The sequence below is a fragment of the Onishia niordana genome (assembly GCF_004798965.1).
Lineage (GTDB): Bacteria > Pseudomonadota > Gammaproteobacteria > Pseudomonadales > Halomonadaceae > Onishia > Onishia niordana.
In genome coordinates this window covers 1-18,985 of record NZ_SDSD01000011.1, presented here as the reverse complement: position 1 = coordinate 18,985, position 18,985 = coordinate 1, and the positions used below count along the sequence as shown (strand labels likewise).

The following is an 18,985-nucleotide window of genomic DNA, read 5'->3' as shown; positions in this document are numbered from 1 at the left end:
CCTGGGAAATTAATGGTCGAGCTTCAATGACAGGGCGACCGAGTCGGCTCCCTCTTCCAGTGGCTGTTCCTTGAAGCCGAGCTCTCTGGCCATGCCTCGCATGGCCTGGTTCTCCAGCATGACCTCCCCTTCGACCCAGGTGATGCCCATTCGGCGTGCATGGTCGAGTATCGCCTGCATCAGGCAGTAGCCAAGTCCCGAGTGTTTCTTGTCGCTTCTCACCATCACTGCGAATTCGGCCCGCTCCAGGTCGGGGTCGGCGATCAGGTGCACGGCACCGAGCATGCTCTCGGCGTCCTGCGGTTGGGCGATGAAGGCCATCTCGCGGTCGTAATCGAGCTGGGTCAGGCGCGCGGCGAAGGCATGATCGAAGCGCTGGATAGCGGCAAAGAAGCGCAGACGCACGTCATGGTGTTCGGAGCGCTTGAGCATCTCCACCAGTGCATTCTCGTCCTCGGGGCGAATCGGGCGCAGGTGATAATGTTGGCCCGCTTGAGTGACGATGTCGTGCGCAAGCTCCCGTGGATAGGGGCGGATGGTCATGGGGGCGCGTGGTTCGCTGGCCTCGCGCACCACCACGCGCGCATCCAGGGCGATCACCCCACCTGAATCGGCCAGTAACGGGTTGATGTCCAGCGACACGACCCGCGGCAGGCGGATGACCAGCTGCGACAGCTTGACCAGCGCCAGCACGATGGCTTCGATATCGACGGCGGGGCGGTCGCGGTAGCCCTTGAGCAGCCGGGCTATCTGGGTCCGCTCGATCATCTCCCGGGCCAGCAAGGGATTCAGGGGCGGCAGGCCGATCACCCGGTCGCCGATGACTTCCACCGCCGTGCCGCCCTGGCCGAACAGGATCACCGGGCCAAAGATCGGGTCCTCGGCGACCCCGAGGATCAGCTCGAACGCGCCGGGACGGCGGATCATCGGCTGCACGTTGACGCCTTCAATACGTGCCTCGGGCATCGACTGGCGAATCCGCGCTAGCATGTCGTCGCTTGCCTGGCGAACGGCCTCGGCCGATGTCAGATCCGTTTTCACGCCGCCAGCATCCGATTTGTGACTGATGTCTTTCGAGAGGATCTTCACCACCGCGGGAAAGCCCATCTCGGCAGCAAGGGCGGCGGCTTCGTCGCCGTTCTGGGCCTGACGGGCGGGTACCACCGGCAGGCTGAAGGCCGCCAGCAGGGCGCTGGCTTCGGGCTCGGTAAGCACTTCACGGCCGTCGGCGAGTACCGTGTCGATGATCGCGTTGGCCTTGGCCGGCGCGTCCTCGGGCAGGTCTGTCACTGCTGGAGGTGTCTCCATCAGCAGTTTATGGTTTCGCTGGTGCTGCCACAGGTGGGCGAAGGCCTGCACCGCTTGTTCGGGGGTGTCGTAGAAGGGCAGGCGGCGGTCGGCGAAGAGCTGGCGTGCCTTGGCCCCGGCGGCCTCGCCAAGCCAACAGCTGAGTACCGGCAGGTGGCGGGTATGCAGCGTGTTGATCACCGTCTGGGCGGCCTCGTAGCTGTCGGCCACGGCGGTCGGGCAGTTGATGATCAGAATGGCATCGGCGTCATTGGCCTCAATCAGCGCCTCCAGCGCCACCACATAACGCTCGCCGGGGGCATCGCCGAGGATGTCCACCGGGTTGCCGTGGGACCAGGTGGCCGGCAAGCGAGCGTCCAGGCGCGCGAGTGTCTCGGGGGAGAGCTCGGCCAGCCGGCCGTTGCCCTCGGCAAGCTCATCCACCGCCAGCACGCCGATACCACCGCCGTTGGTCAGTACCGCCAGCCGGTCGCCCTTGATCTTCACGCCCGAGGCCAGGGTCCCTACGGCCTGGAACAGTTCGTCGAGGGTCTTGACCCTTAGCATGCCCGCGCGGCGAAAGGCGGCGTCGTAGACCGCATCGGCGCCGGCCAGCGCACCGGTATGCGACATCGCCGCTTTGGCACCGGCATCGCTGCGGCCGGCCTTGACCACCACCACCGGCTTGTTGCGGGAGGCCATGCGCGCCGCCGACAGGAATTTGCGCGCCTCGCTCACCGCCTCGACATACAAAAGAATCGCGTGGGTATTCGGGTCGAGCGCCAGGTAATAGAGCATGTCGCCGAAGTCGACATCGCTCATCGCACCCAGTGACGCCATGTGGGAAAAGCCGATGCCGCGGCTTTCTGCCCAGTCGAGTACCGAGGTGGCGACGGCGCCGGACTGGGTGACGAAGGCCAGATGGCCCGACGTCGGCGCGACATGGGCGAAGCTCGCGTTGATGCCAGCATGGGGCGACATGATGCCCAGGCAGTTGGGGCCGACGATGCGCATCAGGTAGGGCCGCGCCGCATCCAGCACCGCCTGCTTGAGCGCCTGGCCCTCGGCATGATCCCCTTCGCCAAAGCCCGCGGTGATTACCACCGCGGCGCGACAGCCGCGTTCACCGAGCTCCTTGACCAGCCCCGGCACCGTATTTGGCGGGGTGCAGATCACGGCAAGATCCGGGGCGATCGGCAGCTCGGCAACCGAGTGATAGTTGAGGGTCGAACGGATCGCCGTCTCGTGGGGGTTCACGGTCATCACCGGCCCGCCGAAGCCCCCCTCGAACAGATTCTTGGCAAGCACCGCGCCCACTGAGCCTGGGCGGTTGCTGGCGCCGATCAAGGCGATGGAGGAGGGGGTGAACAGGGCATCAAGGTTACGAATCGACACGGTATTTCCTTTTGGCGGTCAGGGCTGGGCCTTCGCTAGACGCACCCTCATGCTAGGCGATGCTGGATGACAGTGACCTGATCGGCGTCAAGGCAGCGCCATGCCGTTAGGCAAGGAGCCGTGCGGGTTCCTCGATCGGGCTGCCGAGCCAGAGCAGGATATCCTCATGTGGTTTGAAGGTTCATGTCACTGCCAAGCCATCCCCTTCGGAGGATGGCGTTGCAGCCCTACCCATACAATCGATGCTTCCACGGCTACCCGGACGAGAGCAGGGGCGATCGGCCCCGGCGGGCTCGATGAGCCCCCCTTTCCCTGAAGCCGAGCGGTATATCGACGAGCAGGTTAGTCGCTCTCGGAATCGCTGTGATCTTGGTTATCACTGCTGCGGCTCTGTTCCGCGTAGCGCTCTGACAGAAAGTGCCCGAGGGGTTTCAGGCCATCGATTTGCTCGCTTAGTGCCTTGATGGCCACCAGCAACGGCACCGCGACGATCATGCCCACCACCGACCATAGCCAAGCCCAGAACGAGATGGTGAGAAAGACGACGACCGTGTTGATCCTCAGGTTTCTGCCAACGAAGTAAGGGGTGACGAGCTGCCCCTCCAGCGTGGTCAAGATGAAATAGGTGCCCGCAACGATCAGCGGCCACCCTAGCCAGTCGAATGAAACCAGCGCCACCAGTGCGGCGATGATGATGCCGGCGAGTGCGCCGAGGTAGGGGACAAAGTTGAAGATGAAGGCGAAGATGCCGAAGATCAGCGGGCTCGGCATCCCCAAGCTCCACATGGCTATCGCAATGGCCACGCCCAGGCCGGCATTGATCATGGTGATGGTGAACAGGTAGTGCGACAGCTTGCGTTCCATATCCCGGGTAATGCTTATGGCGCGCCTCTTATCGTGGAGCGTTGGCATAACGTGCACGATCTTTTCGTAGAACATGTCGCCTGACGCCAGCAGGAAGAGCAACAGCACCAGTGTGAACACGAATTGGGTGACGATGGTCGGCACGAGCGCCATGACCTTGCTGGAAAGGTTGCCGTCTTGTACTTCTACCTTTTGGACCTCAGATGAGTCCGGGTTCGTCATCGAGTCGAGCTGTTCCTTGGCGGCAAAAAAACCGCTGAAGGGGCCCGATACCTCGTTCATTCTGAATTCTATTTTCCGTTCGATCTGCGGTGCATTGTTGATCCAATCACTGATCGGGACGGCCAGGGCGCCGGCGATCGAGGCGAGACCAGCGAGCAAGGTGAATATGATGATGGTCGCCGACAACCCCTGAGAGATGCCACGCCGGTTCATGAAGCGTCGGATGGGACTGAACACCATCGAGAGGAGGAAGGCCAGCACCACTGGAACGAGGAAGAGCTGAGCGAAGCCGAGGGCAAAGATGGACAGGTAGATGAACAGCCCGATCCCGACCCACTTGGGGATGGCGTTCGGCCATGTCGTGGAGGCTTGTTTCTCGGGACTCGGAGTATCGTGGGGGTCGGATGTCATGGAGCCTCCCGGGAAAGTGGTGCGTCGCGCTTGGGCCAAATATGGTTGGAGATGCGTCGCTGAGGAAGATTAGCCTAGTGAGTTGCCTCTTTTTTGGCTAGACGATCTGGCAAGGAATGTCCGAGCGGCGGAGATCTGCGGCGAGTTTCTGCATCGGCCTTGCCGTTGGCTATCAGCCAGTATCGTTCAAGTTTCGGGTGTGGCGGCGATCCTTGAGGGGGCTCAGGCCGAAGGTGCGTTTGTAGTCGCGGCTGAACTGGGCAACGCTGCGATAGCCGACGGCGTCGGCGGTCTGGTTAACGTTCAGGTCATCATGGCTCAAAAGCTGTCGCGCCTTGATCAGCCTCAGGCGCTTCAGGTATTGCAGCGGTGTGGCGCGGGTCACTTGCTTGAAGTGCTGATGAAACGACGAAACGCTCATGTTGGCATCCCGCGCCAGCGCTTCAATCGAGGTGGTCTGGGCGACGTCGGTATGCATCTGGGTCAGCGCCTGAATGATCTGTGAGTAGTGCCCTTGATGGTTGACCAGTGCGCGCAGTGCCGCCCCCTGTTCGCCCTTGAGGGCCTCAAAAATCACTTCGCGTACTCGGGCCTGCCCCATCACCTTCGCATCCAGGGGATCGTTCAGGGCGCGCAGCAGTCGCACCACGGCTTCCTGCATGCTGGCGGTCATTGCCACTGAGGCCATCGGCAGTGGGTCATTTGAAGGCGCTCGGGCGTTTAAGCGAGGCTCGTTGGCTTTTCCACGTCCGCTTTCCGTTCCTGTCTCAAGCCCTGTTTCAAGCCCTGTTTCAAGCCCTGTTTCAAGCCCTGTCTCGGCGACCAGTTCACTGAGTAGCGCAGGGTCGATACGCACGGAAAGCCCAAGCAAGGGTTCTTCTGGGGTGGCGAAGGTCTCGCACTCGAAGGGCAGCGGCAGTGTCTGCACCAGATACTGTCCCGGATCGTAGTGGATTTCGCGGTCGCCGAGATAGCCGATCTTGCGGCCCTGAACGACAATTACCAGGCTCGGTTCGTACATCAATGGTGTACGCGGTATCTCGTGATGGCAGGCCATCAGCGAGACGGCTGGTATCGCGCTTGGCATATAGCCATCGCGGTCGATCATCGGCTCGATCAGCGCCAACAGGCGGGAAGAAAGTGGCATGGGGGTTCCTGTCGGTGAGGGTGAGTCGGTGATATCGAGTCGGTCTTTTCGATTACGTCATCATGGTCTGAACGCGCAGGGTCGGCCAGAGGCGTCGAGCCCGGCAGTACCGCTTGCGGCGATGACCAGATGATGACCGAATCATGCAGTTTTTGGCGAGAAAACCCGCTTCAAGGCAAGGCGGTTTGTAGAAATGAGCAAAAATGGCGCAGGATCGTTGGTCGCATGGGCGCTGTCACAGGAGCACAATGCCTGCATATCATCATGCATATAAGCCTAACTCTCAGGAGGATGCGTCACCCATGAGTCATCAAGCCAACGCTTATGCCGCCCATTCAGCCGACACGGACCTGGCGCCGTTCAGCTTTGAGCGTCGCACGCCGCGCGCGGACGATGTGTCCATCGAGATCGACTACTGCGGCGTCTGCCACTCGGATCTGCACTTTGCCCGTAACGACTGGGGCATGAGTCAGTACCCGCTGGTGCCGGGTCACGAGATCGTGGGTCGCGTCACCGCGGTCGGCAGCGATGTCACCAAGTACAAGGTCGGCGATGTGGTCGGTGTGGGTTGCATGGTCGACTCCTGCCGCCATTGCAGCGCTTGCAAGGACGACCTGGAGCAGTACTGCCTGGAAGGCATGACCATGACCTACGGCAGCCCGGACCGCCAGGATGGCACCATGACCCAGGGTGGCTACTCCGATTCGGTCGTCGTCAGCGAGCACTTCGTGGTCTCGATTCCCGACAAGCTGGACCCGGCAGTGGCAGCCCCGCTCCTCTGTGCGGGCATCACCACCTATTCACCGCTGCGCCACTACGGCGTCAAGGCCGGTGACAAGGTCGGTGTCATCGGCATGGGCGGCCTGGGCCACATGGGCCTCAAGTTCGCCAAGGCGATGGGTTGTGAAGTCACGCTGTTCACGCGTTCAGAGGCCAAGGTTGGCGAAGCCAAGAAGCAGGGCGCCGATCATGTCATCGTCTCAAGCGACGAGGAGCAGATGGCGGCCGCCGCCGAGCACTTCGATTTCCTGCTCGATACCGTGCCGGTGCCCCACGATCTCAACCCTTACCTCGGGACGCTCAAGTACGACGGTACGCACATCCTGGTCGGCCTGATCCAGGAAGTGGATCCGGCGCTGGTAGGGGGCAATCTGGTGATGAAGCGCCGTGTGCTGGCCGGCTCCTTGATCGGCGGCATGGCAGAAACCCAGGAAGTGCTGGATTTCTGCGCCGAACACGACATCACCTGTGATATCGAGATGCTCGATATCAAGAATATCAACGAAGGGTTTGAGCGTATGCAGAAAGGCGACGTGAAGTATCGCTTCGTTATCGACATGGCAACGCTGAAGGATGATACAGCGGCCTAAACCGCGTCTCTGCAAGCCTCGCGCCCGCCCTCGGCCTCGCCGTGGGCGGGCGTTTGCATGTCGGGCGGGAAAGCGGCGGTGCGTTGCGGGTGTCGGGAGCGGTGCGCGCTTCCAGGATGAATTTTGCCTGCGCTGGTTTACCCTTAGCCCCGTTTATCATGCGATGATACGTAAAGCGCCTGACTCGTGGGCGTGCAACCGGCAAGGCAGGGCCCAGACCAGGCGTTATGAAGATACCCAAGAGACTGCAACCGCTCGTCGAGGACGGCATGATCGATGCCGTGGAAGGTCAGCTAATGAGCGGCAAGGAAGCCAATGTCTATGTGGTGCGCTGCGGCGACACCTTGCGCTGTGCCAAGGTCTTCAAGGAGGCGAGCCAGCGTAGCTTCAAACAGGCCGTGCAGTACCAGGAAGGCCGCAAGGTGCGTAACACCCGTCGTGCCCGTGCGATGTCAAAGAAGACCCGCTATGGCCAGCAGGAACAGGAATCCGCCTGGTTGAACGCCGAAGTTGATGCCCTCTATCGCCTGGCATCGGCTGGCGTGCGGGTGCCCGAGCCGCATGGCTTCATCGATGGCGTGTTGCTGATGGAGCTGGTGGCCGACGCCGACGGGGATGCCGCGCCGCGCCTGGATGATTGTGAATTGAGCGAGGACGAGGCCCTTGCCTATCACGCTCGGGTGATCCGTGAAGTCGTGCGCATGCTGTGTGCTGGCCTGGTGCACGGCGATCTGTCGGAGTTCAACGTGCTGCTCGACGCGGCGGGGCCGGTGATCATCGATCTGCCCCAGGCGGTGGACGCTGCCGGCAACAACAGCGCGGCGATGATGCTACGCCGCGATGTGGATCGCATGCGCGCCTATTTCGGCCGTTTCGCGCCGTCATTGCTCGACACCGAATACGGCCACGAGATATGGGCCCGCTTTGAAGCCGGCGAACTGACGCCTGACAGTCAATTGACCGGTCGCTTCGTCCACGACACCCAGCAGGTCGATGTCGACGACCTGATGGCGGTGATCGATGACGTCATCGAGGAAGAAAGCGACCGCCGCGAGCGTGCCGCCGATGATGACGATGAGGACCGCTGAGCCCGACGCTTGCCTCCACAAGCACGGCCGCTTTCCTCGTCTTTCTCTTCACCCTCATCATTCCCTTCTCATCACTCTTCTCATCACTCTTCTCTGGCGGGGATGGCCTAGATAAACCAGGCCACCGCGAGCCCCGCCAACAGCGATATGATCATCGGTCCTGCCACCCGCCAGCCCAGCTGGTGGGTGCCGATGAGCCCTGCCATGCCCGCCTTGACCAGGTTGTTGACCGAGGCCGCCAGCACGATGCCGATCACCGCCGTGGGGATCGCCAAGCCTTGTTCGGCCATGCGCGTCAACGACAGAGTAGCGGCCCCCACGTCGGCAATGCCCGAGATCGCCGACAGCAGATAGATGCCGGCATCACCTAGCCACTCGCTCAACCACTCACCCAGCAGCATCACCGCCGTCAGCATGGCACCGAACAGCAACGCCGCGCTGAGTTCCAGCGGGTTCTGGGCGGGAATCTTTTCCTCCAGGTCGGCGCAGCCATGATGGGTGTGCCACAGCCATAGCGCCGGCAGCAGCAGTAGGGTCGCCATGACCACTACCGGTACGACCAGCGTCGGCAGCAGAGCCGGGTAAAGCACCAGGCAATAGAGCAGAATGCGCGGAAACATGGTGCCGCAGGCCATCAGGATGCCGGCGGCCAGCAACGGGCCTAGCCCTGGCGAGCGTTGCGACAGACGAGCGAAGTGCAGGGTCAGGGCAGTGGACGAGCTCAGCCCGGCAAACAGGCTGGTGATAAGAATGCCGCGACGGGTGCCGCCCAGGCGCATGGCGAAATAGCCGACGAAAGAGATCGTGGCGATCATGATCACCAGCCACCAGATGGTGGTGGGATTGATGACGCCGCCCGGGCCCAGGTCTTGATTGGGCAGCAACGGCAGGATCACCACCGTGATCAGCAAGAGCTTGAAGCCGGCATCCAGCTCATGGCGCTGCAGCTTGTGCAGCAGGCCATGGATCTCGTGCTTGTTGTCGAGAATCATCGCCGTGATCACGGCCGCCGCAGCGGCAAGGGCCGGATCGACAGCCATCGCCAGGGCGCCATAGCAGAAGGTCAGCAGCATGCCGACCAGGCCGGTGATGCCGTAGTTGGGCACCTCGCGAACCCGGGCCTGATAGGCAATCAGGCTGGTGACCGTGACCCCGATGAAAATCGCCGGAAAGGCCCAGACGGTGAGGCGCTCGGCAAGCAGGGCAGCGACGCCGCCTAGCAGACCCACCAGAGCAAAGGTGCGAATACCGGCGACGCGCTGGCCCTTGGCCTCATTGCGGGAGTCCCAGCCGCGCTCCAGGCCGATCAGCGCCCCCAACAGCAAAGCCACCCCTAAACGGATGGCCAGATGATGGCTGGTTAGGAACTGTTGGGTGACCTCGTCCATTGGCACGCCTCCTTGCCTGCCCGCCACCGCTTGAGCCTTCCTCTGGCTTCAGCATGGCCTTTCCAAGCCTATTGGGGCCGAGAGGCTCATGCTGACATCGGCACAGGACGGTGTGCGGTTACCTATTGTAACTAACAGAAATAATGTCGACCGGCATCGCTTCGTTTCAACGCTGGTTGTCCCGACCGTTCTTGAATTAGCAGAGCTGTTCGCTCTACTGTTCATTCAAGCTGTGGAAAAAGTATGAGACGTCTGCTTTCTGGATGTTGCCTTCCACAGCCGTGTCATGACCATTGCAATAAAATAACGACAATCACAACAACGGCGACGCACAGGAACCCGGCATGACCCAACCTCTCGCAGCAGCGACCAGTGCTCCGGCCGAGTCCGAGGATGAATCGCTATTTGCCCGTTTCATCGATGTACAGAAGAGCTATGACGGTGTGGAACTGGTCGTCAAGGGCTTCAACCTCGATATACGTCGGGGCGAATTCGTGACCCTCCTGGGGCCGTCCGGCTCGGGCAAGACGACCTGTCTGATGATGATGGCAGGGTTCGAGACGCCTACTCATGGCGAGATCCTGCTCAAGGATACGCCGATCAACGGCCTGCCGCCCCACAAGCGCGGCATCGGCATGGTGTTCCAGAACTATGCCCTCTTTCCGCACATGACCGTTGCCGAGAATCTGGCCTTTCCCCTTGAAGTGCGCGGCCTGTCCAAGGATGAGATCAAGCAGAAGGTCAAACAGACACTCGAGAAGGTGCAGCTCGGGGACTTCGGCGACCGTCGTCCCGCCCAGCTCTCCGGCGGTCAGCAGCAGCGTGTGGCGCTGGCCCGGGCGTTGGTGTTCGAGCCCGACCTGGTGCTGATGGACGAGCCGCTGGGCGCATTGGACAAGAACCTTCGCGAGGAAATGCAGTACGAGATCAAGCGCATCCACGCTGACCTTGGCGTGACCATGATCTACGTGACTCACGATCAGACCGAAGCGCTGACCATGTCGGATCGCATCGCGGTGTTCAACGATGGCGTGGTGCAACAGCTGGCAAGCCCCGAGACCCTCTACGAGGAGCCGGATAACGCCTTCGTGGCTTACTTTATCGGCGAGAACAATCGGCTGGTCGGCGAAGTCACCGAGAAGCAGGGCGAGACCTGCACGGTGCGCCTGGACAGCGGCGAGAAGGTGATGGCCAAGCCGGTCGCCGTCGATGGGCCGGGGTCGCGTACGACGCTTTCGCTACGTCCGGAGCGGGTCTCGATCCTTGGCGAGGATGACGCCGCGCGCTTCGACAACGTTTTCACCGCTCGCGTCAAGGAAGTGATTTACCTGGGCGATCACCTGCGCACCCGTCTGGCGGTATGCGGCAGCGATGAATTCATTCTCAAGACACCCAATGCTTCCGGCCATCACAGCCTGCGGCCGGGGCAGGATATTCAGGTCGGCTGGTGCAGCGCCGACTGCCGTGCGCTGGATGCCTAGGCAGGAGTGCTAAAAAGCATACTTAAAGAGGGGGACTCAACAAGATTCGAAATAGGGGCTAGAAGGGCAGGGCGTACTCTCTCCTCGCAGGGAGGTGGTTGGCCACCCGAGATGGCGTAGCGCGACACGTCGCTCAGTATCTCAATGGCTCAACCAGGTAACACCACGTTCGACATAACTCAGCACAACGCATAAAAGCACTACGCAGAAAAGCACAACACAAGAAAGTACTAGCAAGCACAACACAACCAAGCACAACAATAAGTGGAGAGTTGTCATGTACAACGTCATCAAGCAGGTAGCCGGTCGTCGTTCAGTGCGAATCAAGCGCACCTCGTTGGCTCTGGTCGGCCTCAGCGCTCTGGCCGCGGCGGTCAGCGCTCAGGCGGAAACCCTCAATATCGTCTCCTGGGGTGGGGCCTACAGTAATAGCCAGCAGCAGGCCTACCACGAGCCCTGGATGGAAAAGACCGGCGATGAGATCGTCAACATCGATCGCAGCGCCAATGGGCTGGCCGGGCTACGCGCCCAGTCCCAGGCCGGCAACGTGACCTGGGACCTGGTCGACATGCTGCCTGCCGATGCCCTGATCGCCTGTGCCGAGGGCCTGATTGAGCCGCTTGATCACGATGCCCTGTTGGCGGATGCGCCGGATGGCACGCCGCCCAGTGAAGACTTCGTCGACGGCGCGCTGGATGAGTGCTTCGTTGCCTCGATCGTCTATTCCAATATCGTCGCCTTCAACACCGAGATGTTCCCCGAGGACAATCAGCCGAGCACCATCGCCGATGTCTTCGATCTGGAGAACTTCCCGGGCAAGCGCACCCTGATGCGTAAGCCGATCAACAACCTCGAATGGGCCCTGGTGGCCGACGGTGTGGCGCCGGAAGATGTCTATGACGTGCTCTCCACCGATGAAGGCGTGCAGCGTGCCTTCGCCAAGCTCGATACCATCAAGGATCAGGTCATCTGGTGGCAGGAAGGTGCTCAGCCGCCCCAGCTGCTTGCGGACCAGGAGGTCGCCTTCGGCTCGGCCTACAACGGGCGCATCTTCAACGCCATGATGAGTGAAGGCCAGCCCTTCGAGATCATCTGGGACGCCCAGGTCTTCGAACTCGATGGTTGGGTCGTGCCGACCGGCAAGCTCGACAAGGTCAAGGACTACCTCAACTTCGCCACCGATACCCAGCGTCTCGCCGATCAGGCCCGCTATATCTCCTACGGCCCGGCGCGTAAATCATCCTCGGGTATGGTCTCTACCCACGCTGATACCGGCATCGAGATGACCCCGCATATGCCGACCTTCCCGCCCAACTTTGCCACCGCCATTCCCAAGAATGACGAGTTCTGGGCCGACAACATCGATGAGCTAAGCCGCCGCTTCGACGCCTGGCTGGCCATGTAAGACTCAGCACCGCCTTCGGGCGGTGCTCTGCTTTCCCGTGCCTCGCCTGTGCGTTGCGGTTGCCGTGATGCAAGGCGGGGTGGCGAACGGCCGGTGAGCCACTCACCGGTGACCCGAATGGAGAGGCACGCGTGTCTGATTCCCCCTCTGCTCCGCTGACCACCGCCGACGGCGTGCCGCTGAAAGTCAGTCTGCGCCGCGCCTCGCGCCGCCTGAAAATCAAGGCTCTGCTGCTGGTCTCGCCGCTGCTGGCCTTCCTGATCATCGCCTTCGTCATGCCGATCTTCGACATGCTCTGGCGCAGCGTCGACAACCCCGAAGTCTCCAATGCCCTGCCACATACCGTGGAGGCACTCGAGAACTGGGACGGCGAGAGCTTGCCTGATGAGCCGGTCTTCGCTGCGCTGGCGCAAGACTTAAAGACCGGTCAGGAAGCGCGCAACCTGGGCCTGGTGTCGAGCCGCCTGAACTATGAAAAATCGGGCATGCGCTCGGCGGTGATGGGCACCGCCCGTCGTCTGTCGCGTATCGAGCCGCCCTACAAGACGGCGCTGATCGACGCCAACGACGCCTGGGGCGAGCTCGATACCTGGCAGTTGATCGAGCGTGAGTCCGCACCCTATACCCTGTCGTACTACCTGGCAGCGGTCGATATGCAGTACACGCCCTCGGGTGAAATCGTCGAGGTGCCTGATTACCTGCAAATTCATCTGGCACTGTTCTGGCGTACCTTCTGGATGAGCGGGTTGATCACGTTACTGACGCTGGTGCTCGGCTATCCGATCGCCTTCCTGCTCGCCAACCTGCCGGCGCGGCGTGCCAACCTGCTGATGATCCTGGTGCTGCTGCCGTTCTGGACCTCGCTGCTGGTGCGCACCACGACCTGGATTGCCATCCTGCAGTCTCAGGGGGTACTCAACGACGTGATGGTGGCGCTTGGGGTGATCGCGGACGAGATGCGATGGCAGATGATCTACAACAAGACCGGCACCATCACGGCGATGACGCATATCTTGCTGCCGTTCATGATCCTGCCGCTGTATTCGGTGATGAAGACGATTCCCCCAAGCTACATGCGGGCCGCGCGGTCCCTTGGCGGCAAGCCGTTCCTGTCGTTTCGGCGCGTCTATTTCCCGCTGACCATTCCTGGCATTGCTGCTGGCGGCATCCTGGTGTTCATCCTCTCGATCGGCTACTACATCACGCCGGCGCTGGTGGGTGGCCAGTCGGGACGCTTCATCACCAACTACATCGCCTATCACATGCAGACCTCGCTGAACTGGGGCCTGGCCGCGGCGATCGCCTCGATCCTGCTGTTTGTGGTCATCGTGTTCTACATGATCTTTAACCGCCTGATCGGCGTCGACAAAGTCAAACTGGGGTAATGTGATGGCGATTCCTTCCTATGCCACCCGTGGCGAACGCATCTGGCACTACGTCTTTCTCGGGCTGTGTTCGCTGATCTTTTTGTTCCTGGTCGGCCCGCTGCTGATCATCATCCCGCTGTCGTTCAATGCCGAGCCGTACTTCACCTTCTCGGAGGCGATGCTGAGCTTTGATCCGGCGGGCTACTCGCTGCGCTGGTATGAGGACTTCTTCACCTCGAGTGAATGGCTGAACTCGATCAAGAACAGCTTCATCATCGGCATCTCCTCGACGGTGCTTGCCACGGTGCTCGGCACCATTGCCGCGCTTGGCCTGTCGAGCCGGCACATGCCGGCCCGCGGGCTGATCATGGCGCTTCTGATCTCGCCGATGATCGTGCCGCTGATCATCTCGGCGGCGGCGATGTTCTTCTTCTTCTCGAAGATCCAGCTGGCCCAGACCTACCTGGGAGTGATCCTCGCCCACACAGCGCTGGGCATTCCCTTCGTGGTGATCACGGTGACGGCGACGCTCTCCAGCTTCGATACCACCCTGATCCGGGCCGCGCACAGCCTGGGCGCCAGCCCGACCCGCACCTTCTTCAAGGTGGTGTTGCCGCTGGTCACGCCGGGGGTGGTGTCGGGGGCGCTGTTCGCCTTCATCACCTCCTTCGACGAGGTGGTGGTGGTGCTGTTCATCGCCGGGCCCGAGCAGCGCACCATGCCGATCCAGATGTGGTCGGGCATCCGCGAGCAGATCAGCCCGACCATCCTCGCGGTGGCAACCATGCTGGTGCTGCTGTCGATGCTGCTGCTGGCAACGCTTGAAATGCTGCGGCGGCGCAGCGAACGGCTGCGCGGCATGAGCCCTGGTTGATGCCACCGCCACGGGTCGCATTCAGGGCCCGTGATATATCCCTCCCTTGGACGCCGACGCGGTTGTGCTCGGCGTCGTTCTTTCTCAACGGCATGGCCTGTGGCCAAGCGCCCCGCGTGCGCCGTACCGGGCTTTCAACACCTCTTCGTGTAGGTGGGCGTAGTAAGTGAGCGTAGTAAGTGAGAGTAGTAAGTGAGCGTAGTAAGTGAGCGTGGCGGGTGGGAGTCGCGGGCCAGCACATTAGGGTTTGCCTAAGACGGCTCTTATGGCGAATACTGTATAGATAGACAGTATTCGACAAGAGGCACCGCCATGCGAGCTTGCGAGATATTCCAGGCACACGCGACACCGCCCGCGCAGGACCTGCCCCACCCGCAGACCACCATCCGCGCCGGCATATCTGGCTTCCCCTCACCGGCGGAGGACTACGTGGGCCGCACGCTGGATCTTAATGAGCGGCTGGTGAAGCGCCCCTCGGCGACCTTCTTCATGACCGTGACCGGCGACAGCATGGAAGGCTTCGGTATCCAGGATGGCGACACCCTGGTGGTCGATCGTTCGGTGAATGCCAAGCCCGGCCATATTCTGGTGGCGCTGGTGGATGGCGAGGTGATCGTCAAACGCTACGAGATCCTCGGCAAGCGGCCCTACCTATGCTCCGGCAACGAGCGCTATGCGCCGATCCCGGTCACGGATCTGGATTGCCAGGTGTGGGGCGTGGTGCGCTCGGTGATTCACGAGTATCTGGTATGAGCCACCCGATGATCGGCCTGGTCGACTGCAACAACTTCTACGTGAGCTGCGAGCGGGTCTTCCAGCCGCGCCTGGAAGGCGTGCCCGTGGGGGTGATGTCCAACAACGATGGCTGCGTGATTGCCCGCTCCAGCGAGCTTAAAACGCTGGGCGTGGAGATGGGCACGCCAGCCTTCCAGTTGCAGCAGTCGGTCAACCAGGGGCGCATCCACCTGCTCTCGTCGAACTACGAGCTGTATGGCGATATGTCGGCCCGGGTACGCGAGGTACTCGAGGAGTTTTCGGCTGGCGTCGAGCCTTACTCCATCGATGAGATGTTCGTGCGCTTCGACGGCTTCGATGCCGCCACCACGCTTGCCCTGTCGCGTACCCTCTACCGCAATGTCCGCCAGTTCACCGGCATACCGGTCTGCGTGGGGGTGGCCCCCACCCGCACTCTGGCATTATACAGAGTACGTCAAGCGTAGTTTAAAATGTTGAAGTAAAAGCGTTATTACAGGTGCAAGTGGAGGTTTATTTCACTTTGCCTACCGATAGCGTGGCAGGGAGGACTGCTCTCAGCCAGAAGCAGCCTTTCAGTGAGTGCTGATATAACGCTTGGAACACACGCCGGCTTGGAGTCGCGAATCGGCGGAAAAACGGTCGCCGTGGTGCCGCTTCTTAAACACTTATTGCTTCTGTAACTTGCCTTCTTGAATTAAGTCCCTGAGCACAGATAGTTGACCGCGAGCCCAACTAACGTGCTGATCAGCGCTATGGTCATTCGTGATGTCATATCCGACTGCTGCTCGAATGCTCCAACATGCAGAAGATAGCTTTTCTAAGGTGTAACCATTCGGATCGTGCTCAATAGCATCGAATTCAGCTTTGATCGCTTGAGTTGCAGCATAAATTGCTGCTCGTTCGAAACCATTGTCGACCTCAGAAGCGAGACCAGTTAGTTCGTCAAGCCGATCTACCATCAAAAGTTGATCATTCATCGAACGCTCCTTGTTTTTATAACGTGAAGCACAGCGGCAGCCATCGGCAGCTAACTGCTGCGTCTTGTTAAAAATCCTGACCAAGCTGAGCCCAATTTTGAGTGAAATAGGTTTGAATCCCCTCGCCTGGCTGGTACCGAGAATAGAGTTTTTGAAACTCGCCACGCGCAGAGCTATAGGAACTGTCGTCGATAACTGTGAGCGCCCGGGCCAGGAACAGCAAGGCTAGAGACGGGGCTCGAGATTCACCTTGGTTGCAGTGGATAACCAGCTTTTTCCCATCATCCCAATGCTTCTTTGCAAAATCCAGAAAGTTGGAAAAGAGTGCTGGCATAAAGAGCGGTACTGGTGGATCAATAATGTTTAGATACAGATCTGAACCTCGCTCCAAGATCAAATAGTTTGGATGCGAGTTCGGAAGCTTGCCAGTGTACCCCACTGCTCGCTGATGACACGGGCTTTTGCAAGCATGGACAACCGCTACTTCATTGGAGCCCGTCAAGCAGAACGTCGCATCGGCTACGAACACCCTCTCATATACTTCCTGCATGTAGACACCTTGGTATTTTTAACTGTGATTAGATAGCCGGCACAAATAGAAAGATGAGCGTGCGGGCAGCATTTTCCGGGAGGTCCGCAATGTGCCGTCAGCTCCTGCACCAGCTCTATCAGCATAGCCTGAAGTGGAGCTTACGGCCAGAAGCGGTCGTTGATACTTCGCTGATATTAACGCTGAAATTTGCGGCAATTTTGGAGCGGCGGAAAAAATGTCCGGCAACATTGACTTGTTAGACAAGATATTTCCCGAGGAACGACTCTACGTCTCTGATCATTGTGCTTACATCGTCATCAGTAAAACCTTGCCAATCGCCATGTGCTGCCTTATTCCTTATGTCCGCCATTGCGGTAATTCTTTTCTGCTGAAGAAGATTATATAAACCTGCTTTAGCTAAATCAGCATTCATTTTGTCGATTTTTCCGATCGACAAGTTGTTTTGAACACATAAGTCCCTGAGCGCGGTCTCAAGCACTACACCGGAAACCACTGCGCTAGGGCCTTTATACCCTGAAGTCAGTAGCTCTCTCGCTTGGTCCAGCTCTGAATCAAACAATTCCGCTTGAACAAGATTTTTGACAGAGATCAGAAAACCGCCTTGAAAGTCGTCTTTTGCTGCTAGAAAAACCGGTTTAACACGTTTTAACACATTATAGCTGGAATCGAAGCTTTTAGGTTGCGCTGCATTTCTGAAAGCTTCTAGATGCTCACCTTCGGATCCACATGAATTACCGATAAGCGACTTTGCTTTGATCTTCCACGCATCGAATTGCTCTTGATCGACATGGTCAAACGAGCCGAACTCTCCGTGTGAAGTGTGCTTGGTCTTCTCAACCTCGTGCAACTCGGTTTCAAGCTGGTCAAATCTCACCGATAGTTTCTGTATCAACTCTAATACCTCGTTTCCATGGATGGCCTAACGCTTGTGCATAAACGGCGCCCGACTCGGGCGTCCGGTGGAGGCCATCGGCCTGGAACGTATTTAATGCACTGGTTAGTTGCTGATGACAATAGAAGCAGCTCGAACCAGTTGCACTAAACCCCATACAAACATTGCGAACCCTCCGATCCCCCAGAACCAACCGAGCCCATTGAGTAGAGGGTTATGCTTGTCGGCAGCCTCAGTTTTCACATGAAGAAGAAAGGCCTGACCAATCATATGGATCTTAAGCGTCACGAACAGAATGATCGCAGCCAGCAGGCAATACCAACCGGTTGTAGCAATGCTTGAGGCAGCTTCCGGCACTACGCCAGATTTCTTGGCGGAAACCATGACACTGATTGAAACTGATAGGGCACCACCGGCTATCAAGAAAACTGCATTCGCGAGGGAGTCAGCCCTGGTGCGAATTCGCTCCCATTCTTCGTGATTTTGCTCCAATGAATCCATTAACTCTCCAAACAACTAACGCCCGCAGCATGCGCGGCTTTGGAATGGAGGCGAAGCCGCAATGGAAAAGACGTCGCCGTGCCTGCGATTGTTAGGCTTTTTTGGCATGCAGCACCTCCATAATAAAAACCACCAGTGTATGCGCAACATTAACCACAAGCCGAGCCTCAGCAACCACGATGCTTGGCGGGCTGGAGCCTCGCCCATGGGCGGAGCCTATATGTGACCTGAAAGCCCCTACCCCATCAATTATTGAGGAAATGCCTTTCAGCACTTTGTGCTGGTCTGCGGCCAGCGTGGCATCAGCGTTCAAGCTTAGGTGAGGCTGAACCACAGCCCACAATGGCATAACGTTCAATTTATTTGGTGCCACCAAATTGAAACGCTCTATATAAAACTTCAGGGCCGACTCAATTATCGAACAGGCAGCAGTGACTGATGCGTGTGGGTCAGTTTGAATATGCTCTACCGCCCTCTCAAATTCTTTTTCAATAGACGAGAAATTGCCCGATTTCAGATAGTCTTCTAACGTTTTAGAGATTGGGGTCGACCCAGCTTGAGTAATGTAGCCATTCAGTCGATACGAAAGCTGATTTTGCGCCAAAGCCGCTTTAATCCGTTCCTGACCCTCAGCGATTCTTGAAGGCGAATCGTCAAAAAACGATGCCGGCGACTCTTGGTCCATGTAGTCCTGAATAATCCTGCCAAGCACCTCAAGGGTATCTACTTCTGGGGCATTGTTGCAACGCTTTAGCCACTCACTACATTTTCTTTCGCAATTCCCTTCTGGCGCATCACCGGGAGCACCACTTTCCATGAATAGCGTTTCTAGCTTCGAGTGACTGTAGTAATGGCCAGCGATTACCGAAGCCACAGCCCCTATTACAGAATTTGGAATATTACCGCTCAAACTCGGATCTCCATGGGCCTAACTGTTCAGCATTTCTTCGCCGTGCGGAGCATGGCGTATAAATGCCTGTTGGACTAAGCCGCCCATCAGGCTGCTA

Annotated in this window: 16 protein-coding genes and 1 pseudogene; 8 read left to right on the top strand and 9 right to left on the bottom strand. The window is 59.3% G+C overall.

What is annotated here, in order from left to right:
- Positions 1–9: 9 nt before the first annotated feature.
- The 3 genes from ETC27_RS15995 to ETC27_RS15985 all read right to left on the bottom strand — a co-directional run bounded on the left by ETC27_RS15995 (position 10) and on the right by ETC27_RS15985 (position 5,326).
- Positions 10–2,682 carry a bifunctional acetate--CoA ligase family protein/GNAT family N-acetyltransferase gene (locus ETC27_RS15995; protein WP_136255968.1) on the bottom strand — a complete coding sequence of 891 codons (2,673 nt, stop codon included), beginning with the start codon at positions 2,680–2,682 and terminating at the stop codon, positions 10–12.
- Positions 2,683–3,024: 342 nt separating this feature from the next.
- Positions 3,025–4,179: an AI-2E family transporter gene (locus tag ETC27_RS15990; protein ID WP_136255967.1), complete on the bottom strand. Its 1,155-nt coding sequence runs from the start codon at positions 4,177–4,179 to the stop codon at positions 3,025–3,027.
- A gap of 172 nt (positions 4,180–4,351) precedes the next feature.
- Positions 4,352–5,326, bottom strand: coding sequence for an AraC family transcriptional regulator (locus tag ETC27_RS15985; RefSeq protein ID WP_136255966.1), 975 nt, complete (start codon positions 5,324–5,326; stop codon positions 4,352–4,354).
- Positions 5,327–5,628: 302 nt separating this feature from the next.
- Here ETC27_RS15985 and ETC27_RS15980 point away from each other — a divergent pair, with 302 nt between their 5' ends.
- Positions 5,629–6,696 carry an NAD(P)-dependent alcohol dehydrogenase gene (locus ETC27_RS15980; protein WP_205742757.1) on the top strand — a complete coding sequence of 356 codons (1,068 nt, stop codon included), beginning with the start codon at positions 5,629–5,631 and terminating at the stop codon, positions 6,694–6,696.
- A gap of 227 nt (positions 6,697–6,923) precedes the next feature.
- Positions 6,924–7,784, top strand: coding sequence for a PA4780 family RIO1-like protein kinase (locus tag ETC27_RS15975; protein WP_136255964.1), 861 nt, complete (start codon positions 6,924–6,926; stop codon positions 7,782–7,784).
- A 107-nt stretch (positions 7,785–7,891) separates the two neighbouring features.
- On the opposite strand, the gene ETC27_RS15970 is transcribed toward ETC27_RS15975, so the two are convergent.
- Positions 7,892–9,172 carry an MgtC/SapB family protein gene (locus tag ETC27_RS15970; RefSeq protein ID WP_136255963.1) on the bottom strand — a complete coding sequence of 427 codons (1,281 nt, stop codon included), beginning with the start codon at positions 9,170–9,172 and terminating at the stop codon, positions 7,892–7,894.
- A gap of 344 nt (positions 9,173–9,516) precedes the next feature.
- Here ETC27_RS15970 and ETC27_RS15965 point away from each other — a divergent pair, with 344 nt between their 5' ends.
- The 6 genes and pseudogenes from ETC27_RS15965 to ETC27_RS15940 all read left to right on the top strand — a co-directional run.
- Positions 9,517–10,653 carry an ABC transporter ATP-binding protein gene (locus tag ETC27_RS15965; RefSeq protein ID WP_136255962.1) on the top strand — a complete coding sequence of 379 codons (1,137 nt, stop codon included), beginning with the start codon at positions 9,517–9,519 and terminating at the stop codon, positions 10,651–10,653.
- 277 nt (positions 10,654–10,930) lie between these two features.
- The gene (locus tag ETC27_RS15960; RefSeq protein WP_205742756.1) at positions 10,931–12,058 is read left to right on the top strand and encodes an ABC transporter substrate-binding protein; all 1,128 of its coding nucleotides are present in this window, start codon (positions 10,931–10,933) and stop codon (positions 12,056–12,058) included.
- Positions 12,059–12,189: 131 nt separating this feature from the next.
- Complete coding sequence (locus ETC27_RS15955) at positions 12,190–13,443, top strand: ABC transporter permease (RefSeq protein ID WP_136255961.1); 1,254 nt, start codon at positions 12,190–12,192, stop codon at positions 13,441–13,443.
- A gap of 4 nt (positions 13,444–13,447) precedes the next feature.
- The gene (locus ETC27_RS15950) at positions 13,448–14,299 is read left to right on the top strand and encodes an ABC transporter permease (RefSeq protein ID WP_136255960.1); all 852 of its coding nucleotides are present in this window, start codon (positions 13,448–13,450) and stop codon (positions 14,297–14,299) included.
- 312 nt (positions 14,300–14,611) lie between these two features.
- Entirely contained in the window at positions 14,612–15,052 is a 441-nt protein-coding gene (locus tag ETC27_RS15945) for a LexA family protein (RefSeq protein ID WP_136255959.1), read from the top strand.
- An 8-nt stretch (positions 15,053–15,060) separates the two neighbouring features.
- Positions 15,061–15,495, top strand: a pseudogene (locus ETC27_RS15940) (Y-family DNA polymerase); the annotation flags it as partial.
- Positions 15,496–15,720: 225 nt separating this feature from the next.
- Here the strand turns inward: ETC27_RS15940 and ETC27_RS15935 are convergent.
- The 5 genes from ETC27_RS15935 to ETC27_RS15915 all read right to left on the bottom strand — a co-directional run bounded on the left by ETC27_RS15935 (position 15,721) and on the right by ETC27_RS15915 (position 18,888).
- Positions 15,721–16,032, bottom strand: a complete 312-nt coding sequence (locus tag ETC27_RS15935; protein ID WP_136255958.1) for a hypothetical protein — start codon at positions 16,030–16,032, stop codon at positions 15,721–15,723.
- 67 nt (positions 16,033–16,099) lie between these two features.
- On the bottom strand, positions 16,100–16,582 hold the full coding sequence (locus tag ETC27_RS15930) for a hypothetical protein (protein ID WP_136255957.1): 483 nt from the start codon (positions 16,580–16,582) through the stop codon (positions 16,100–16,102).
- A gap of 238 nt (positions 16,583–16,820) precedes the next feature.
- Positions 16,821–17,477, bottom strand: coding sequence for a hypothetical protein (locus ETC27_RS15925; RefSeq protein WP_205742755.1), 657 nt, complete (start codon positions 17,475–17,477; stop codon positions 16,821–16,823).
- A 105-nt stretch (positions 17,478–17,582) separates the two neighbouring features.
- Positions 17,583–17,978: a hypothetical protein gene (locus ETC27_RS15920; protein ID WP_136255956.1), complete on the bottom strand. Its 396-nt coding sequence runs from the start codon at positions 17,976–17,978 to the stop codon at positions 17,583–17,585.
- Between the two features lie 91 nt (positions 17,979–18,069).
- Positions 18,070–18,888: an abortive infection family protein gene (locus ETC27_RS15915; RefSeq protein ID WP_136255955.1), complete on the bottom strand. Its 819-nt coding sequence runs from the start codon at positions 18,886–18,888 to the stop codon at positions 18,070–18,072.
- Positions 18,889–18,985: the final 97 nt, after the last annotated feature.